The following is a 17,698-nucleotide window of genomic DNA, read 5'->3' as shown; positions in this document are numbered from 1 at the left end:
CATGCCCGACCTGATCCTGCTCGCCCCGCTCCAGGGCTGGGTCGCTCCCCTGGACGAGGCGCCCGATCCCGTGTTCTCCGGCCGGCTGATGGGCGACGGCCTAGCCATCGACCCTACCGGCTCGACCTTGGTGGCGCCCTGCGCCGGCCGGGTGATCAGCGTGCACCACACCCGCCATGCTGTGACCCTGGCGGCCGAGGGCGGCGCCGAACTCTTGATCCATATCGGCCTGGAGACCGTCGGGCTGGGCGGCGAGGGCTTCGAGGTCCATGTCCGCGATGGCCAAACCGTGGCGCCCGGCGACCCGCTGATCAGCTTCGACATCGACCTTCTGGCCCAGCGCGCGCGAAGCCTGCTGACGCCGATCATCGTCACCAATGGCGACGGCTTCTCCATTGTCGAGCGGACCCAGGACCGCGAGATCGAGATCGGCCAGCCGCTCATGATCCTGCGCGCCGCGGCCAGCGCAACCAACGCGGAGAGCGCCCCTCCAGCCGAGGCCGCGCTTGTGCGCCACCTGATCGTCCCCCTGGCGCACGGCCTGCACGCCCGCCCGGCGGCGCGGCTGGCGGCCTTGGCGCAGAGCTTCGAGGCCGATCTCGCCGTGATCGCCCACGACCGGCGCAGCAACGCCAAGAGCCCGGTCTCGATCCTGACCCTGGGCGTGCGCCTGCACGACCCCATCACCCTGAGCGCCCAGGGTCCCGACGCGGCTGCGGCGCTGGACGCCCTGGCGGCCCTGATCGAGAGCGGCATGGGCGAACTGGCCCCCAAGGGACCGGCGCCTGTCCACACAGAGCCAGAACCCCCTATCGAGGCGCCCATGCCCGATGGCCCGCTGGTCGAGCTGCGCGGCGTCAAGGCGGCGCCCGGCCTCGCCATCGGTATCGCCGCCCGGCTAGTGACGCCCGAGATCGCCGTCGATCCGACCGGGCGCGGCGTTCCCGCAGAGACAGCCGCCCTGGAAGCCGCCCTGGTCCAGGTCGGCCAGCGCCTGTCGGCCCAGGCCGAGACCGCCCCACGCAGCCACCGCGCCATACTGGGCGCCCACCTCGCCTTCCTGGAGGACCCCGAACTCACCGGCCAGGCGCGCCAGCGAGTCCAGGACGGGGCCAGCGCCGGCCAGGCCTGGCGCGACGCGGTCGGCGGCTATGTGGCCGCCCTGCGCGGCGTCGGCGACGCCCGGCTGGCCGAACGGGTCGACGACCTGCTGGACCTGGAGCGCCAGGTGCTGGTGGCCATAACCGGCGAGCCCGAGCGGGCGGCGATCCTGCCGCGTGGCGCGATCCTTCTGGCCGACGACCTCTTGCCGTCCCAGCTGATCGGGCTGGAGCCCGGCCAGCTGGCCGGAATCTGCACCGCCCGCGGCGGACCGACTTCGCATGTGGCCATCCTGGCCGCGGCCATGGGCCTGCCGGCGCTGGTGGCGGCGGGCCCCGGCGTCACCGCCATTTCCGACGGCACACCGCTGGTGCTGGACGCCGATTCCGGCCTGCTGCGCATCGCGCCCGGCCAGGCCGAGTTGGAACAGACCCAGGCCGCCCTCGCCGCCCGCCGGGCGCGCCGCGAAGCCGCCCAGGCCGCCGCCCACGCTGACTGCGCCACCGCCGACGGCGTGCGCATCGAAGTGTTCGCCAACCTGGGCTCCGAGGCCGACGCCCATGCCGCGGTCGCGGCCGGCGCGGAAGGCTGTGGCCTGCTGCGCACCGAGTTCCTGTTCATGGAGCGGAGCCAGGCGCCCAGCGAGGACGAGCAGGCTGCCAGCTATCAGGCCATCGCCACAGCCCTCGCCGGCCGGCCGCTGATCCTGCGCACCCTGGACATCGGCGGCGACAAGCCGGTCGACTATCTGCCGATCCCGCCGGAGGAGAATCCGGCGCTCGGCCTTCGCGGCCTTCGGGTCGGCTTCTGGAAGCCAGAACTGCTGCGCGCCCAGCTGCGGGCCGTGCTGCGGGTCGAGCCGCGCGGCCAGTGCCGCATCATGCTGCCGATGGTCGCGAGCTTGGACGAACTGCGCCGGGTCCGGGCGATCCTGGACGAAGAGCGCCTGGCGCTCGGGGTGGCCGAGCCGGTTCAGCTCGGGATCATGGTCGAGACCCCGGCCGCGGCGATCAGCGCCGACCTCCTCGCCGCCGAGGCCGACTTCCTCTCCATCGGCACCAATGACCTGGCCCAATACACCCTGGCCATGGACCGCGGAAATCCGCTGTTGGCGGCGCAGGTCGATAGCCTGCACCCTGCCGTGTTGCGCCTGATCGGCAAGGCGGCCGAGGGCGGCGCCCGCTATGGTCGGCTGGTCGGGGTCTGCGGCGGCCTGGCCTCCGACCTCGCCGCCGTGCCGATCCTGATCGGCCTCGGCGTCACCGAACTGTCGGCCACGCCCAGCGCCATCCCCGAGGTCAAGGCCCTGGTTCGCTCCCTGACCTTGGCCGCCTGTCGCGAGCTGGCCGAACGGGCCTTGGCCCAGGCCTCGCCCGCCGCCGTCCGCGCCCTGGCCCCAGCCGGAGGTAACTGAACATGGCCGAGACCCGCCCGACCTCCATCATCGGCGCTTTGCAGCCCCTGGGCCGCTCGCTGATGCTGCCGATCGCCGTGCTGCCGGTCGCCGGCCTTCTGCTCCGCCTCGGCCAGCCGGACGTGTTCGGCGGCCAGCCGTTCATCGCCGCAGCCGGCGACGCCATCTTCCACAACCTGGGCCTTCTCTTCGCCATCGGCGTGGCCGTCGGTTTCGCCAAGGACGGCAACGGCGCGGCCGGCCTGGCCGGGGTAGTCTGCTTCCTGGTCGCGACCAATGGGGCCAAGACGCTGATCGCACCGCCGCCCGAGCTGCTGGCCGGCCTCTCGACCAAGCTGCAAGGCCTCGTGACGGCCGATTTCCGAAACGCCTCGGTGTTCAAGCTCAGCGTGCCGATCGGCATCCTCTCTGGCCTGATCGCAGGCGATTTCTACAATCGCTTCGGGACGATGAAGCTGCCCGACTACCTGGCCTTCTTCGGGGGCCGGCGGTTCGTGCCGATCGTCAGCGGCCTGGCCGGCCTAGCCCTGGCCTTCGTGTTCGGAAAGAGCTGGACCTGGCTGGACCATACGGTCGACGGCCTGAGCCGGGCGGTGGTGGCGGCCGGGCCGCTGGGCCTGTTCGCCTATGGCGTGCTGAACCGGATCCTGATTGTCACCGGCCTGCACCACATCCTGAACAACATCGCCTGGTTCGTGCTGGGCGACTATCACGGGGCCACGGGCGACCTGAACCGCTTTTTCGCCGGCGATCCCGGCGCCGGGGCGTTCATGTCCGGCTTCTTCCCGGTGATGATGTTCGGCCTGCCGGCGGCGTGCCTGGCCATGTACCACACCGCCAAACCCGAGCGGCGCAAGGCGGTGGGGGGCATGCTGGCCTCGCTGGCCCTGACAGCCTTTCTGACCGGGGTAACCGAGCCGATCGAGTTCACCTTCATGTTCCTGGCCCCGGTGCTGTTCGCCCTGCATGCGATCCTGACCGGCGCTGCGATGGCGCTGATGGACGCGCTGCACATCAAGCTGGGCTTCAGCTTCTCGGCCGGCGTGTTCGACTATGTGCTGAACTTCAAGCTGGCCAGCCGGCCGCTGTGGCTGCTGCCGGTGGGCCTGGCCTATTTCGCCCTCTACTACGGCCTGTTCCGCTTCTTCATCCAGCGCTTCGACCTGAAGACCCCCGGGCGCGAGGACGAGGCGGTCGCCGCGCCGGTCAAGGTGGCCGCGGGCGGCCGCGGCGCGGCCTTCGTCGCCGCGCTCGGCGGGGCCGGCAACCTGGCCTCGATCGACGCCTGCACCACCCGCCTTCGCCTGGTGGTGCACGACCAGGGCGCCATCGACGAGCCGGGCCTGAAGGCCCTGGGCGCCCGTGGCTTCATCCGCCCCTCCGCCCGCGACCTGCAGGTGGTCGTGGGCCCGATCGCCGACGAAGTGGCCCGCGAGATGCGCGACAGTCTGGGCGGCCTCACCCTGCAGGCGGCCGCACCTGTTGCGCCCGCACAGGCGGCGCAGCCGGTCAGGAAGCTCGACGCCGCGCCGCTGCTGGCCGCCCTAGGCGGCCCCTCCAACCTGAAGGCCGTCACCACCTGCTCCAGCCGGCTGCGGCTGATCGTCGCCGACATCGCCGCCATCGACGAGGCCGCCCTGCGCCGGCTGGGTTCGCGGGGTCTGGTCAGGCCAGGGAACGCAAGCCTGCACGTGATCCTGGGACCCGACGCCGAGGCCCTGGCGGAGGCCCTGAGAAATCTGGTAGCGGTGTCATAGACGGGCTCCCGCTCCCCCACGCCATGGTGTAGACGGATAGCCTTCCGTAGGGGGAAGCATTGATGTCGGCCTTCAGGGCGTTTGCGGTTTCGAATCTCGGCAAGAACCTGGCGTTCTGGGGCGGCTGCGCAGCCGTCGCGGTCGGCGTCGGCCTGCACATCCCCATGTTCCTGGCCTGCGCGTCGATGAACTACGAAATGGCCGGCATGCAGATGGACCTCGGCATGCAGATCGGCATGGGCCTGATCATCGGCGGCACGCTCGTCGCCGGCTTCGGCCTCTTGCCGCCGCCAGGCGACCACGTGGCCAAGGGTCACGACCTGGTGGTCGAGACCGACGAGGCGGTGAAGCTGAACCGCGAGCACATCGCGCTGATGATCACGCTCGCCATCGCCCTGATCGTCGACACCATGAAGCCGGCCACCCTCGGCTTCGTCGCCCAGGGGGTGACCAAGGAATACGGGATCACCAAGGCCGCCGAGGCGATGCTGCCGTTCGTGGCGCTGGTGGGAACTGTGGTCGGATCACTGGTGTGGGGCGTGCTGGCCGACCGCTATGGCCGCCGCGCCACCATTCTTCTGGCCGCCATCATGTTCATGGGCACGGCCATCTGCGGCGCCATGCCCTCGTTCGTCTGGAACCTCGTCATGTGCTTCATGATGGGGGCCTCGGCCGGCGGACTGATGCCGATCGCCTATACTCTCCTGGCCGAGACCATCCCTGCTCGCCACCGCGGCTGGGCGCTGGTGCTCGTGGGCGGCGTCGGCCTTGTCGGCGGCTATCTCGCGGCCAGCGGCGCCTCGAGCCTGCTGATCGGCCACTTCGGCTGGCGCATCCTGTGGTTCCTCAACCTGCCGACCGGCGCAATCCTCATCTTCCTCAAGCGCTTCGTCCCGGAATCGCCCAAGTTCCTGATCCTGCACGGCCGGCGCGAGGAGGCCAGGGCCGTTCTCGCCCGGTTCGGCTCGACCCTGCGCGACGTCGTGATCGGGGCCGGCGCCGCGCCGGCCCGGCATCAGGGCTTGCCGCTCGGCGTCTGGGGCGTCACCTGCGCCCTCACGGTGACCGGCCTGGCCTGGGGCCTGATCAATTTCGGCCTGCTGCTGTGGCTGCCGGCCGATCTGCAGGCCAAGGGCTACAGCGCCGCGGTCGCCAGCCACCTGATCGCCGTGTCCTCGTTCATAGCCCTCCCGACCGTAGGCGTCGCGGCCCTGATCTACAGCCGGTGGAGCACCAAGGGCGCGCTGATCGCCATGCTGATCGTTTCGGCGCTCGGCCTCGCCGGAATCCTGCGGCTGGAGACCGGCGCGCACACCGGCCTGTTCGCCACACCGGTGCTGCCGATCGCACTCCTGATCGTCGGCGCCAACGGGGTGATCGCGGTGCTGCTACCCTATTCGGCGGAGACCTATCCCCTGCATGTGCGCGGCCGCGGTTCAGGCTGGGTGGCCAGCGCCAGCAAGGCGGGCGGCCTGATCGCCCAGGGCCTCAGCCTCGCCGCCCTGGCCCCGCCGCTCGGCGTCGCCGCCTGGATGATCGCCGCGCCTGTGGCGGCCTCGGCCGTGCTCGTGGGCGTGTTCGGCCGAGAGACCCGCGGGCGAGCCCTGGCGGATACTGGCGCAGACGGCCTCGAAGTCCTGGAGACCGCCTAGATCTTTACGATCCAGCCGCGCCGATAGAGATAGCCCACCGGCAGCCATATGGCGGCGATGAAGGCCGCGACCGGGACCAGCGAGGCCGCTTCGGGCGGCAGGATGCGCGCGCCCTGAGCGAAAAGCCATCGCGCCGCCTCGGCCTCCAGCACGATCGAGGCCAGCTCGTGCAGCACATAGGCGAAGATGGCGTTGACCCCGAAGGCCAGGACAAAGCCCGCGCCCCAGACGCGCCAGCCTTTCAGGTCGAAGGCCGCGTAGAGTCCGGCCAGCGCCAGCAGCGCCGGCCCGCTGGAGAGCAGCACATAGCTCGAGGTCCAGAGCGCCTTGACTGGCGGGAAGACCAGGCCCCAGGCCAGGCCGGCGAGGGTCAGGGCTGCGCCGGCGGCGGCGAGGCCTATCACGGTCGTGCTCGTACGCCCCTTGGCCAGCAGCCACTCGCCGGCGGCGACGCCGATCAGCGCCTGGGCGATACTCGGAACGACGCCTAGCAGGCCCTCCGGATCATAGCCGTGCGGCCCGGTGCGATAGGCGTGGACGCCGAGGAAAGCCCGCTCGGTCCAGGAGACGAAATTGGCGCCGACCGCGTTGAGGTCCGTCGGGATCCCATCCGGACAAGGCAGGAGGGTCAAAGGCCAATAGGCCAGCAGCAGGATCGCGGCGAGCACAAGGCGCGCCCGTGGCGCGGCGTAGAGGTAGATCAGGGCCGTGGCGAAGAAGGTCAGGCCGATCCGCTGCAGCACGCCGAAGGCGCGCCAGTGGTTGTGGTCAAAATCCGCCAGCCAGTAGATGTTGCTGATCAGCAGGCCGAAGGCGATCAGGCGCAGCGATCGCAGGCCGACCTGACCGATCATTCCTGCCGAAGCTTCGCCCGTCGCCTTGACTGGCGCCATCGAGGCCGCGATCGACACCCCGACCATGATGATAAAGGCCGGAAACACCGCGTCCGCAGCTGTATAGCCGGCCCAGGCCGAGTGCAGCAGCACAGGATAGGCCGGAAATCCGCCCAGGGATTGGAGGTAAGCCGCAGAATTGACCAGGATCATGCCGATCACGGTCAGGCCGCGCAAAAGATCCAGGGATAGAAGCCGTCCGCTCTGGCCTTGCGCCAACTTCGTTCTCCTCGCGGTTCGGTCCGAATCGGCTACGGCCTTACCCTGCCGGTTCAGTTCCGTCCGCCATGCGGTCTTCGCCGCGTTGAACCGGGCCTCCAGGGCGCCTAGCTTGGACGTGTCCAGCGGCGGCGCGGCGACCAAAGCGTGTCATAGATCGTCGGTATCAGACTTAGCCGTCATCCCGGCCCATGTAAACCAATTACGAACCAATTCGAATATTGGTATGACAATGGTAGGCCGGTGTGGCATAACCCATCCCGCATCGCTTCGGCGGCGCGAACGAACAGGAACCTAGAGCCTTGGCGTCGTTTACCGATATCATCGGCCCGCTGGACGAACAGAGCCGCGCGCCGCTCTATCAGCAACTGCAGCGCGCCCTGCGCGACGCCATCGCCGACAAGCGCCTGGCCCCCGACGAAGCCCTGCCCCCCGAGCGCGACCTGGCCGAGGAATTCCAGATCTCGCGCATCACCGTGCGCAAGGCCCTGGACGGGCTGGTCAATGACGGGCTTCTGACCCGCCGCCAGGGCGCCGGCACCTTTGTCGCCGCCCGGGTAGAGAAGAACTTCTCCAAGCTGTCCTCCTTCTCCGAGGACATGATCAGCCGCGGGCGCACGCCGCACAGCGTCTGGCTGAGCCGCTCCACGGGCGCGGTGACGCCGGAGGAGTCCATGACCCTGGGCCTGTCGCCCGGTACTCCCGTCTATCGCTTCAACCGCATCCGCTTCGCCGACGGGGCGCCCATGGCGCTGGAGTATTCCACCGTACCCGGCTTCTGCCTGCCCTCGCCTGAGGTGGTGGAAAGCTCGCTCTACGGCGCCCTGGAAAAGCACGGCGCGCGGCCGGTCCGCGCCCTTCAGCGCCTGCGCGCTGTGCTGTTCACGCCCGAGCAGGCCGAGATGATGGGCGTGCCGGACAAGTCCGCCGGGCTTTTGATCGAACGCCGCGGCTTCCTGAAGGACGGACGGCCGGTGGAGTTCACGCAATCCTATTACCGCGGCGACGCCTACGACTTCGTCGCCGAGCTGAATTCGCTCACTTCATAGGATCGCTTGTTGGAGATGGTTGCGTTGGTAAAGCCCAAGGTCCCGGCCCCGGAATCCACCCGCATGTTCGCCGAGGCGGCGGAAGCGGCCGGCGTGGTCCGCGCCCAGATCGACGCCAACGGAGCCGCGGTCCAAGCCCTGGCGGCCAGGCTTCGCAGCCTCAAGCCCCGCGCCGTGGCCACCATCGCCCGCGGCAGCTCCGACCACGCCTGCACCTTCGCCAAGTACCTGATCGAGACACGCCTGGGCCTGATGACCGCATCGGCCGCGCCCTCGGTCACCTCGCTCTATGACGGCAATGTCGGCATGGCCGGGGTGGTGTGCCTGGCCGTCTCGCAATCCGGCAAGAGCCCGGACCTCCTGCAAGCCGCCACCGCGGCCAAGGCCGCCGGCGGCTTCGTCGTCGCCCTGGTCAATGTCGAGGATTCGCCCCTGGCCGCCCTGGCCGACGCGGTCGTGCCGCTGCGCGCAGGACCCGAGCTGAGCGTCGCCGCCACCAAGTCCTATATCGCCGCCCTCAGCGCCATCACCCATCTGGTGGCCGCCTGGACCGAAGATGCGGGCCTGATGCAGGCGCTGAATAGCTTGCCGGAGCAGCTGGAAGCGGCCTGGGCCCAGGACTGGAGCGCCGGCGTCAAGGCGCTGAAGTCGGCCCACAACCTGTTCGTGATCGGCCGCGGCGTCGGCTTCGGCGTCGCCCAGGAGGCGGCCCTGAAGTTCAAGGAGACCTGCGGCCTGCACGCCGAGGCCTTCAGCGCCGCCGAAGTGCGCCACGGCCCCATGGCCCTGGTCGGCCCCGGCTTTCCGATCCTCGCCTTCGCTCAAAATGACGAATCCCTGGCCGGCGTCGATGAACTGCTGGCCGAGTTCGCCGGTCGCGGCGCCACGGTCCTTGCCGCCGGCGCCAGCCCCCAGGCCGGCGTCACCGCCCTGCCCTCGCCCGGCGCGGACGCGGCCATAGCCCCGATCGTGATGGTGCAGAGCTTCTACCGCATGGCCAACGCCCTCTCCGTCGCTCGTGGCTTCGACCCCGACCGCCCGCCGCACCTTAACAAGGTGACGGAGACGGTGTAGGCGGCTCGCCAGCCGGTTGCAGAGGCTGCAGCGATCTGTTGATCTGGGCCTTCGCGGCGATCACGGGAGGCCTGCATGGGCAAGGTGCTGACGCTAGTCCTGCTTGGCGGTCTGGCGCTTGCGCCCATCAGTCGGGCCGCCGAGCCGGGCCACGTGACCGGCATCGGCGGGATTTTCGTCAAGAGCAAGGACCCGAAGGCGCTGGCCGCTTGGTACCGTGATGTTTTGGGCGTCGAATTGGAACCCTGGGGCGGCGCTGTGCTGAAATATGACGCGCCCGGCCATCCGCCGGTCAGCGTCTGGAACGCGTTTCCCGGCTCGACCGACTATTTCGCCCCATCGAGCCAGCCTTTCATGATCGACCTTTCGGTCGACGACCTCGACGCCATGGCCGAACGCCTGAAACGCCACGGCGTCGCCATCCTGAAGCGCGACGACAACGAACCCAACGGCCGCTTTGCCTGGATCCTCGATCCCGACGGCGTGAAGATCGAACTGTGGGAGCCGAAGCGGAAGTGAGGCGAAGCAACGGCGCGCATCGCGCATAGCGACGCTCCGAAGCTTTGCTATCGCGCGAGTTTAGCTATTGTGCCGCTCAGGAAGGTGCGCGAGGACCCGCAATGACACGCCCACTAGGGCTGAATTCGCATGCAGCACTATGCAGCCTCTTGGCGGCCTGCGCAATTGTTGGAGCGAGTGTAGCCGTAGGCTTCCCGGCGCTGGCTGGCTCGCCCGAAGAAACTGCTTGCAACGGAGGGCCTAGCGTTACGCCAGAGCAGGAAATTGCGGCGTGTTCAACGATCATAGACTCTCGAAAGGGCGCAAGCGCAGCCTGGGCTTTCAACAACCGCGGCGTTAGCGAAGTTGAATTAAACCGCATAGAACAGGGAATATCAGATTTAAAAAAAGCAATTTCACTGATACCAGATTTCGCTGAAGCATACAATAATCTGGGGAAATCTCTAGAAGCCGACAGGAAATTCGACGATTCCATTAAAAACTACAACAATGCTTACTATATATTTCATCAAAAAGGCAATAGTTTAGATCAAGTTTACCATGTCCTTCTCGGTCGGGCCGAATCCTACCAGGCTCTCCAACAATTTGAACGCGCCATACAGGACTATGACGAGGCTGTCGCGATCGAACCCGGTCAACACAACGCGTACTTTGATCGTGGCGTAGCTCGCTATAGGCTAAAGGCTTTTGAAGCCGCCATCAGTGATTTTGACACTGCGATACGCTTAGGCTCGGATGAACGAGCTGTGATTGTAAAGGGCCTTGCCTTGAGAGATAGCGGCAAGATCGACGCCGCGATAGAAGCCTTTGATCGAGTGCTCAATTCAAAGCCGGATGCTGTGGACGCATTGGAGGATCGCTGTCTTACGAAAGTGATGCGCCAAGATCTGCTCAATGCTGCGTTGAAAGACTGCGATGACGCTGTACGTATTTCCTCGGGTGGGACCGAAGCCGTTCTCGATAGGGCGCTCGTCTACTACCGACTGAATCGCATAGACGACTCGATCAATGCAGTGAACGTGGTCATTCAATCTGAACCGCGCAATGGCCGGGCCTTGTTCCTTCGAGGCATGGCCCGGCGTCGGAAAGGTGAAATGGCTGAGGGAGGCGCCGATATTGCGTCGGCGGTAGCGATCAATCCCCGCATCCCAGCGGACGCCAAGCCCTTCGGCCTCGCTCCTTAGGGGCTGAATTTCTTCTGGAAATTGTTTGTAGTGGTAGGCCGGCTGGGAATCGAACCCAGGACCATTCGATTAAAAGTCGAATGCTCTACCGCTGAGCTACCGGCCCGCTAGCGGCGGACCCAGTTGGGCGCCCGAAAGCGGCGCGGACCATAGTCGGGCGCGCCTCCTGCGGCAAGGGCTCATGCGGTCCCGTGGCGTTCGTGGAAGGCTTTGCGGAAAGCTTCGAAGCGGCCCTCGGTGATGGCGGCGCGCATGGCGGCCATCAGGGCCTGGAAGAAAGCGATGTTGTGCCAGGACAGCAGCACCTGGCCCAGGATCTCCTCGGCCTTCACCAGGTGGTGCAGATAGGCCTTGGAATAGTCGCGGCTAGCGGGGCAGTCGCTGCCTGGGTCGAGCGGGGTGTAGTCTTCCGCAAAGCGCGCATTCTTCAGGGTGATCGGCCCTTCCCAGGTCCAGGCCTGGCCGTGGCGGCCGGAGCGGGTGGGCAGGACGCAGTCGAACATGTCGACGCCGCGGGCGACCGCCTCCACGAGATCGACCGGCTTGCCCACGCCCATCAGGTAGCGCGGCCGATCGGCGGGCAGGAGGCCCGGCGCATAGTCCAAGACCTCGCACATGGCCTCGTGCCCCTCGCCGACCGCCAAGCCGCCCAGGGCGTAGCCGTCGAAACCTATCTCGACCAGGCGCTCGGAGGATTCGCGGCGCAGGTCGGCGAAGGTCGAGCCCTGCTGGATGCCGAACAGGGCCTGGGTCTCGCGCTCGCCGAACGCCGCCTTGCAGCGGGCGCCCCAGCGGGCCGAGAGTCCCACTGCCTTGGCCGCCCGGCTGTGCTCCGCGGGCCAGGAGACGCATTCGTCGAGTTGCATGACGATGTCCGAGCCCAGGAGGTCGGCCTGGATCTCGATCGAGCGTTCGGGGCTGAGCTTGTGTTTGGAGCCGTCGATATGGCTCTGGAAGGTGACCGCCTCTTCCGTGACCTTGCTGATCTTGGACAGGGACATCACCTGGAAGCCGCCGGAATCGGTCAGGATCGGGCCGTCCCAGCGCATGAATCTGTGCAGACCGCCGAGCCTGTGGATGCGCTCGGCGGTCGGGCGCAGCATCAGGTGATAGGTGTTGCCCAGGATGATGTCGGCGCCGGTGGAGCGCACCTGGTCGACGGTCAGCGCCTTGACCGTGGCTGCGGTGCCCACCGGCATGAAGGCCGGTGTGCGTATCTCGCCGCGTGAGGTCGTGAGCGCGCCCGTGCGGGCGGCGCCGTCGGTCGCTTTGATCTGGAAAGGGAATGCCGCCATCAGGGGCGGCGGAATAGCAGGCTGGCGTCGCCGTAGGAATAGAAGCGATAGCCGCTGGCGATGGCGTGGGCGTAGGCCTCGCGCATCGTCTCCCGCCCAGCAAAGGCGCTGACCAGCATGAACAGGGTCGAGCGCGGCAGGTGGAAGTTGGTCATCAGCACGTCGGCGGCGCGGAAGCGATAGCCCGGGGTGATGAAGATCGCCGTCTCGGCTGCAAAGGGGCGGATGACACCGTCCTTACCCGTCGCGCTCTCAAGCAGGCGCAGCGAGGTCGTGCCGACGCAGACGATGCGGCCGCCGGCGGCGCGCGCCGCGTTCAGGGCCTCGGCGACATGGGCGGGCACCTCGCCATATTCGGCGTGCATGCGATGCTCGGCCACCACCTCGGTCTTGACCGGCAGAAAGGTGCCGGCGCCCACGTGCAGGGTGACGAAGTGCAGGCTGACGCCTTTGGCCTCCAACGCCGCCATCAGCCCCGGCGTGAAGTGCAGGCCGGCGGTGGGAGCCGCCACCGAGCCATCCAGCCGGGCGTAGACGGTCTGGTAGTCGGCCCGGTCGCGCTCGTCCTCGCCGCGCTTGGCGGCGATATAGGGCGGCAGGGGCATCTCGCCCCGCTCGGCTATGGCCATGTCGAGATCGGGGCCCGAGAGGTCGAAGGCCAGAGTGACCTCGCCGCCCTCGCCCTTGGCCTCCACCGTCGCGTCCAGCGCGCCCAGGAAACAGGCGCGGTCGCTGGTCTCGCCGAACCGCACCCGATCGCCGACCTTCAGCCGCTTGCCCGGCTTCATGAAGGCGGTCCAACGATGCGGCGCCTTGCGCTGATGCAGGGTCGCCTCGACCGCTACCACCGAGCCGTCGCGCTCGCGCGTTCCGTTCAGCCTAGCCGGGATCACCTTGGTGTCGTTGAACACCAGGGCGTCGCCGGGGCGCAGGAAGTCCGGCAGATCGCGGACGATGCGATCTTCCAGCCCGTCCCCCGGCCGCACCACGAGCAACCGCGCGCTGTCCCTCGGCTCGGCGGGCCTCAGCGCGATGCGGTCGTCAGGCAGCTCGAAATCGAAGTCGGAGACCAGCAAGACGGCGGCTAGACGTCCGACGCCACCCGGGCGGTGACGATCTTGCCTGGGGTGCGCGGCGGCTCGCCCTTGGGCAGGGCGTCGACGTTCTCCATGCCTTGGCTGACCACGCCCCAGACCGTGTACTGGTTGTCCAGGAAGGTGGCGTCGTCGAAGCAGATGAAGAACTGGCTGTTGGCCGAGTGCGGGTCGTTGGTGCGGGCCATGGAGCACACCCCGCGCAGGTGCGGCTCCTTGGAGAACTCCGCCTTGAGGTCCGGCTTGTCGGAGCCGCCGCGGCCGGTCCCGGTCGGATCACCGCCCTGGGCCATGAAGCCGGGGATCACCCGATGGAACACCACGCCATCATAGAAGCCTTCGCGGGCCAGCTCCTTGATGCGCTCGACATGGCCCGGCGCTAGGTCAGGACGCAGGTCGATCACCACCGGGCCGGTGTCGAGGGTCAGGATCAGGGTGTTTTCGGGATCGGCGGCCATGGCTCACTTCTTCTCAGATGGCAATTCGGCGCTCCTTTTAGCCCCTGCCGCGGCCCGCGTAACCCCCAGCCGACGCATTCCAATATTCGCGCAAAATTCCCGCCTGCGTCACTTCGACCGCCGATTGGGCTTTAAAGACGCCGAGTCGAGGCCTAGATTCGGAGTCCCTGTTCAACAGCTGAAAGGAGGTGATCCAGTGTCTCAATGTCATCACGCGGAGTCGCTGGTAAACTCCGTTAAGGATCAAACCCTTAGCTGAGACGTCGGCCACTTCGCTGACATTGTCGAGCGTCGCGGTGGGCCCGGCCCGCCGTGGCGTTCTTCAAACGACAAGGCCCCCCACGGGGCCTTTTTCGTTTTCAGGGCCGGGATTCGGCTTCGGGCCCGCTCTGCGGCAAGGCCAGCCGCGCCGCCAGGCAGACGAACAGCACCCAGCGCAGGTCGTTATAGACCACCGCCACGCTCTCGCTGAGGCTGATCAGGCTGTAGACCATCAGGAACGGGAAGGCGAGAAGCGCGCCGCGGCTGGTGAACACCGCCCAGACCGCTCGCCCCAGCGCCATGCAGTAGTAGGCCGCCCAGGTCCAGAGGCCGACGAGGCCCAGGCCCAGCCATTGCTCCAGCCAGCTGTTGTGCGCGTGGTGAGCGACGAAGCCGGCCTCCTTGGTGATCTTGGCCAGCGGCCCCCAATTGCCGGTCTCGTTCCACACCGCGCCATAGCCATAGCCCAGCACGGGCCTCAGGCGAATCTGGCGCATGATGCCGGCCCAGATCCTCGTGCGGCCGGTCAGTGTGGCGTCCTTGCCCAGCAGGGCCAGGAATACGTCCGGCGCCAGCCACAGCGCTGCGCCCAGGGTGACCGCCAGCAGCACCGCGCCGTAGACAGCGACCACTGTCACCGCGCCGCCGCGCCGGGCCAGAAGCACGAACCCCATCATGCCGAGCCCCAGGAACAGGGCCAGCAACGAGGTCTTAGAAGTCGACAGCAGGATCAGGGCGAGGCCGACCGCGGCCATCAGTCCCCAGAGCAGGGCGCGCCGCGGCGCGAACAGCGCTGCAGCGCCGAAGAACAGGACGGCGAAGGTCATCACCGCGCCGAACGTGTTCTTCTCGTCCCAAAGGCCGCGCCAGGCGCCGGGGAACAGCACCGCCATGCGTCCGACCGAGGGGATGAAAAGGCCTGCAATCAATGAGGCCAAAGCCAGGATCGCGAAGGCGGTCGCTAGCACCTCCGCCAGCCGCGCCCAGCGCCATCGGGCGCCCAGCACCACCCCGCTGAGCGTGGTGAAGGCCAGGGCGATCACCCGCCTTTGGGTCTGGTCCGGTTCGACCGACCAGGCGGTCGAGGCTGCGGCGACGCAGAGCAGCAGGATCAGGAACGGCTCGCGCAGCAGGACCCTGAGCACGTCGCGCCAGCACAGGGCCGCCAGCGCGATGGTCGCGCCATAGGCCGGGAAATAGAGGTTGCGCACGAGGTTCGAGCTGGCCGGATCGGTCTGCTCGCCGATCAGGGGCGAGACCCAGGCGCCGCTGTAGGTCAGCAGCACCAGCACCGAGAGGCCGAAGGCCAGCACCGTGCGCCATCGCGGCTGCGGCTCGGCGCGCAGGCCCGCTTCCTGCGGCGGCGGCCAGGCCACGGCTGGCGAGGTCATCTCAGCACCGCCTTCAGGAAGCCGGGCGGCTGCAGGCTGACGCGGTTGAAGACGATGCCGGCGCAGCGCCCGCCGGCGCCCTCGATCGCCGCCTTCAGGGCGAGCGCATCCCCGGCCTCCGCGCCGCCCTCGGCCAGCACCAGGACCGAGAAATCCATGAACGGCGCCACCAGCGGCCCGGTCTGGGCCCGGTCGAGAGCCGGAGCATCGACCACCACCAGTTCGGCGTTGCGCCGCAGGGCGTTCCAGTAGTCGGGCGCCTGGACGACCCCGACGCCCTGCCCGGCCTGCAACAGCTCGCGCCGGAACCGGGTCACCCAAAGCTTGGAGCCGCCGACCGGATGGGCGACCAGATAGCGGCTGTCGGCGACGACCCGGCCCTCGGCGTCGCGCGCCGGCGGCTGGACGGTGAAGAAGCAGGAGCCGTCCGGCGAAGCAGCGGCGGCGGCGCCCAACGGGCCGAAGCGCTCCGGCTCGGCGGCGATGGCGCGGTACTGGCCGGAGTCCGCGAAGTCGAGGTCCACTAGCCAGACCGCCCGGCGGGTTCGCTCGGCGGCGAAACGGGCGAACTCTCGCGCGACCGTCGAGGTCCCCTCCCCGCTGCGGGCGCCGATGAACTGGATCACCCGCGCCGGTCCGGGGGGCGGCGGCCCCAGCGAGGCCCAGAGCTGGGCCATCTCAGACGTCAGATCCACCATCACTCGAATCGCCGCACGCGGAGAAACTCAGTTTCTAGCATATCGGTCCCCAGCTCCCCGCAAGGGTCACTTGGCCGCAGCGGTGGCGAGGATCGGTAGGTCGAGGGTCCTGGAGGCCGAGGCGGCCGAGGGAAGGCCCGGGCGCAGGAATACCCGCACGAGGCCGGCGCAGACCGCGGTGAACGCGGCCATCAGGATCGCCAGCAGCATCACCGGGCGCTTGAGGCTCTTGCCTTGCACCGGCGGGGTAGCCCGCTGGACGATGCTGATATTGTCGTTGCTCTGCCGGGCGATGGCGGCGGCGGCCTGGCTCTGCTGCTCCTTGACGGTGAAGTCGCGGACATTGCTCTGCAGGACGTCGCGGTCGCGCGACAGGTCCTGATACTGCGGCTCCAGCTGGGCCAGGCGCAGCTGGCGCTCGGTGACCTGCTCGATCTGCTGCGCCAGGACGCGGGACGACTGCTGCAGGGCGGCGACCTCGGCGGCCATCTGCAGCCGGTCCGCCTGCACGGTCTGATAGACGGGATTCACGCCCATGCGGCGTGCGCCCTCGCCCTGCAGGCTGCCGTCGCCGATCCCCTTCTCCAGGGCGGCGATCTGGTTGTCCAGGTCCCGCACCGGCTGGGCGTCGGGGCGATAGCGGCTGAGCAGGGCGCCGCGCTGGACCTTCAGCTCGGTCAGCTTGTCCTGCGCCTGGTGATCGAGGTCGTGATAGAGCCCGACCTCGGGCGCGACCTGGCCCACCTGGGCGCTGAGGGCGGCGAGCCGGCCCTGCTTTTCCTTCAAGGACGCGTCGGCGGCGAACTTCTGCTGCTGCAGGCTGGCCTGAAGCTGGGCCAGCGAAGCCTTTTCCGCTTCGAAGTCGCCGATATTGTTGCTGCCGAGGAAGTTCTCATAGGCCTCATCGGCCTGGGCCAGCCGCGCCTCGAAGGTGCGGCGCTGGTCCTCCAGCGGCTGGGTCTGATCCAGGAGCACCGTGCGGCGGTAGCCGACATAGAGGTCGACCAGGGTGTTCAGGGTCTGGGCCGCCACCGCGGGGTCGGTGTGGGTGAAGCTGAGACGGACCACAGGCGCGCCGGGCGCGGTGTCGATCTTCAGCGACTTCTGCATCGCCCCAACGGCCTTGTCGATCGCCTCCTGGCGGGCGCCGGGCTCGGAGGAATTCGCCGCCCTGGCCAGGCTCGGATAGAGCGTGGCCAGGCCGATGCGGCCGATCACCAGCTGCTTCAGCTGCGGACTCGACAGGATCTCGACCTCGGACTGCACCACCTGGTCGTTTTCCGGCACCGCGCCGCGGGCGGCGTCGCCGACCGAGGGTTGGTAGACATATTCCTGGCCAAGCCGGACCAGGATGCTGGACTGCGCCGGATAGGCGGTCTTCAGCGTCAGGGCGAAGCCGACGCCCAGGACTGCGAGGCCCAGGAACACAGTCAGCATCAGCGGCCACTCGCGCCACAGAAGCGCGGCTATGTCGGCGGCGTCGTAGCGGACCCGCACCCGCACGGCATCGCCTGCGCGCGGAGGCGCGGCATAGGGCGTCTGCGATGGCCAGGCGGCGGAGGTCATGCGATTCCAGGCAGTATAGGCTCGGCCGGGAAGGTTGGCCTGCTGCGATTAAGCTCTGGTTACCCATACCGGC

Annotated in this window: 14 protein-coding genes and 1 tRNA gene; 7 read left to right on the top strand and 8 right to left on the bottom strand. The window is 68.3% G+C overall.

Annotation, left to right across the window (positions count from 1 at the left end):
- Position 1 precedes the first annotated feature (1 nt).
- The 3 genes from ptsP to KCG34_RS01340 all read left to right on the top strand — a co-directional run bounded on the left by ptsP (position 2) and on the right by KCG34_RS01340 (position 5,924).
- Entirely contained in the window at positions 2-2,515 is a 2,514-nt protein-coding gene (gene ptsP, locus KCG34_RS01350; protein WP_211938615.1) for a phosphoenolpyruvate--protein phosphotransferase, read from the top strand.
- Positions 2,516-2,517: 2 nt separating this feature from the next.
- Positions 2,518-4,272, top strand: a complete 1,755-nt coding sequence (gene nagE, locus KCG34_RS01345) for an N-acetylglucosamine-specific PTS transporter subunit IIBC (RefSeq protein ID WP_211938614.1) — start codon at positions 2,518-2,520, stop codon at positions 4,270-4,272.
- 62 nt (positions 4,273-4,334) lie between these two features.
- Positions 4,335-5,924 (top strand): MFS transporter, encoded by a 1,590-nt coding sequence (locus KCG34_RS01340; RefSeq protein ID WP_211938613.1) that lies wholly within the window; start codon positions 4,335-4,337, stop codon positions 5,922-5,924.
- Here KCG34_RS01340 and KCG34_RS01335 read toward each other — a convergent pair.
- The gene (locus tag KCG34_RS01335) at positions 5,921-7,036 is read right to left on the bottom strand and encodes an acyltransferase family protein (RefSeq protein WP_211938612.1); all 1,116 of its coding nucleotides are present in this window, start codon (positions 7,034-7,036) and stop codon (positions 5,921-5,923) included. The genes KCG34_RS01340 and KCG34_RS01335 overlap by 4 nt on opposite strands.
- Positions 7,037-7,338: 302 nt before the next feature.
- Here KCG34_RS01335 and KCG34_RS01330 point away from each other — a divergent pair, with 302 nt between their 5' ends.
- The 4 genes from KCG34_RS01330 to KCG34_RS01315 all read left to right on the top strand — a co-directional run bounded on the left by KCG34_RS01330 (position 7,339) and on the right by KCG34_RS01315 (position 10,862).
- Positions 7,339-8,085, top strand: coding sequence for a GntR family transcriptional regulator (locus tag KCG34_RS01330; protein ID WP_211938611.1), 747 nt, complete (start codon positions 7,339-7,341; stop codon positions 8,083-8,085).
- A gap of 15 nt (positions 8,086-8,100) precedes the next feature.
- Positions 8,101-9,159, top strand: coding sequence for an SIS domain-containing protein (locus KCG34_RS01325; RefSeq protein ID WP_249138171.1), 1,059 nt, complete (start codon positions 8,101-8,103; stop codon positions 9,157-9,159).
- 75 nt (positions 9,160-9,234) lie between these two features.
- Entirely contained in the window at positions 9,235-9,678 is a 444-nt protein-coding gene (locus KCG34_RS01320; protein ID WP_211938610.1) for a VOC family protein, read from the top strand.
- A gap of 149 nt (positions 9,679-9,827) precedes the next feature.
- The gene (locus KCG34_RS01315; RefSeq protein WP_211938609.1) at positions 9,828-10,862 is read left to right on the top strand and encodes a tetratricopeptide repeat protein; all 1,035 of its coding nucleotides are present in this window, start codon (positions 9,828-9,830) and stop codon (positions 10,860-10,862) included.
- Between the two features lie 31 nt (positions 10,863-10,893).
- Here the strand turns inward: KCG34_RS01315 and KCG34_RS01310 are convergent.
- From KCG34_RS01310 to KCG34_RS01280, 7 genes are all read right to left on the bottom strand, one after another.
- Positions 10,894-10,968: transfer RNA gene (locus KCG34_RS01310), tRNA-Lys, on the bottom strand.
- A 73-nt stretch (positions 10,969-11,041) separates the two neighbouring features.
- A complete protein-coding gene (tgt, locus tag KCG34_RS01305; RefSeq protein ID WP_211938608.1) occupies positions 11,042-12,157 on the bottom strand; it encodes a tRNA guanosine(34) transglycosylase Tgt in 1,116 nt (371 codons plus the stop codon).
- Positions 12,157-13,233 (bottom strand): tRNA preQ1(34) S-adenosylmethionine ribosyltransferase-isomerase QueA, encoded by a 1,077-nt coding sequence (queA, locus tag KCG34_RS01300; protein ID WP_211938607.1) that lies wholly within the window; start codon positions 13,231-13,233, stop codon positions 12,157-12,159. Before queA ends, tgt begins: the two co-directional genes overlap by 1 nt.
- Positions 13,234-13,241: 8 nt before the next feature.
- The gene (locus KCG34_RS01295) at positions 13,242-13,709 is read right to left on the bottom strand and encodes a peptidylprolyl isomerase (protein ID WP_211938606.1); all 468 of its coding nucleotides are present in this window, start codon (positions 13,707-13,709) and stop codon (positions 13,242-13,244) included.
- 359 nt (positions 13,710-14,068) lie between these two features.
- Positions 14,069-15,361 (bottom strand): O-antigen ligase family protein, encoded by a 1,293-nt coding sequence (locus tag KCG34_RS01290; protein ID WP_211938605.1) that lies wholly within the window; start codon positions 15,359-15,361, stop codon positions 14,069-14,071.
- On the bottom strand, positions 15,358-16,059 hold the full coding sequence (locus KCG34_RS01285; RefSeq protein ID WP_211938604.1) for a P-loop NTPase family protein: 702 nt from the start codon (positions 16,057-16,059) through the stop codon (positions 15,358-15,360). Before KCG34_RS01285 ends, KCG34_RS01290 begins: the two co-directional genes overlap by 4 nt.
- Positions 16,060-16,125: 66 nt before the next feature.
- Positions 16,126-17,625, bottom strand: a complete 1,500-nt coding sequence (locus KCG34_RS01280) for a GumC family protein (RefSeq protein ID WP_211938603.1) — start codon at positions 17,623-17,625, stop codon at positions 16,126-16,128.
- Between the last annotated feature and the right edge of the window lie 73 nt (positions 17,626-17,698).

This window comes from Phenylobacterium montanum (assembly GCF_018135625.1).
GTDB classification, from domain to species: Bacteria; Pseudomonadota; Alphaproteobacteria; order Caulobacterales; family Caulobacteraceae; genus Poindextera; species Poindextera montana.
Note: the sequence above shows the minus strand (reverse complement) of the source record. Positions and strands in the feature narration are given on the sequence as shown.

Coding starts and splice junctions, on each gene's coding strand:
- KCG34_RS01280 (WP_211938603.1), bottom strand. CDS start 17,625: ATGACCTCCGCCGCCTGGCCATCGCAGACGCCCTATGCCGCGCCTCCG.
- ptsP (WP_211938615.1), top strand. CDS start 2: ATGCCCGACCTGATCCTGCTCGCCCCGCTCCAGGGCTGGGTCGCTCCC.
- KCG34_RS01295 (WP_211938606.1), bottom strand. CDS start 13,709: ATGGCCGCCGATCCCGAAAACACCCTGATCCTGACCCTCGACACCGGC.
- KCG34_RS01320 (WP_211938610.1), top strand. CDS start 9,235: ATGGGCAAGGTGCTGACGCTAGTCCTGCTTGGCGGTCTGGCGCTTGCG.
- KCG34_RS01340 (WP_211938613.1), top strand. CDS start 4,335: ATGTCGGCCTTCAGGGCGTTTGCGGTTTCGAATCTCGGCAAGAACCTG.
- tgt (WP_211938608.1), bottom strand. CDS start 12,157: ATGGCGGCATTCCCTTTCCAGATCAAAGCGACCGACGGCGCCGCCCGC.
- nagE (WP_211938614.1), top strand. CDS start 2,518: ATGGCCGAGACCCGCCCGACCTCCATCATCGGCGCTTTGCAGCCCCTG.
- KCG34_RS01325 (WP_249138171.1), top strand. CDS start 8,101: ATGGTTGCGTTGGTAAAGCCCAAGGTCCCGGCCCCGGAATCCACCCGC.
- KCG34_RS01285 (WP_211938604.1), bottom strand. CDS start 16,059: ATGGTGGATCTGACGTCTGAGATGGCCCAGCTCTGGGCCTCGCTGGGG.
- KCG34_RS01290 (WP_211938605.1), bottom strand. CDS start 15,361: ATGACCTCGCCAGCCGTGGCCTGGCCGCCGCCGCAGGAAGCGGGCCTG.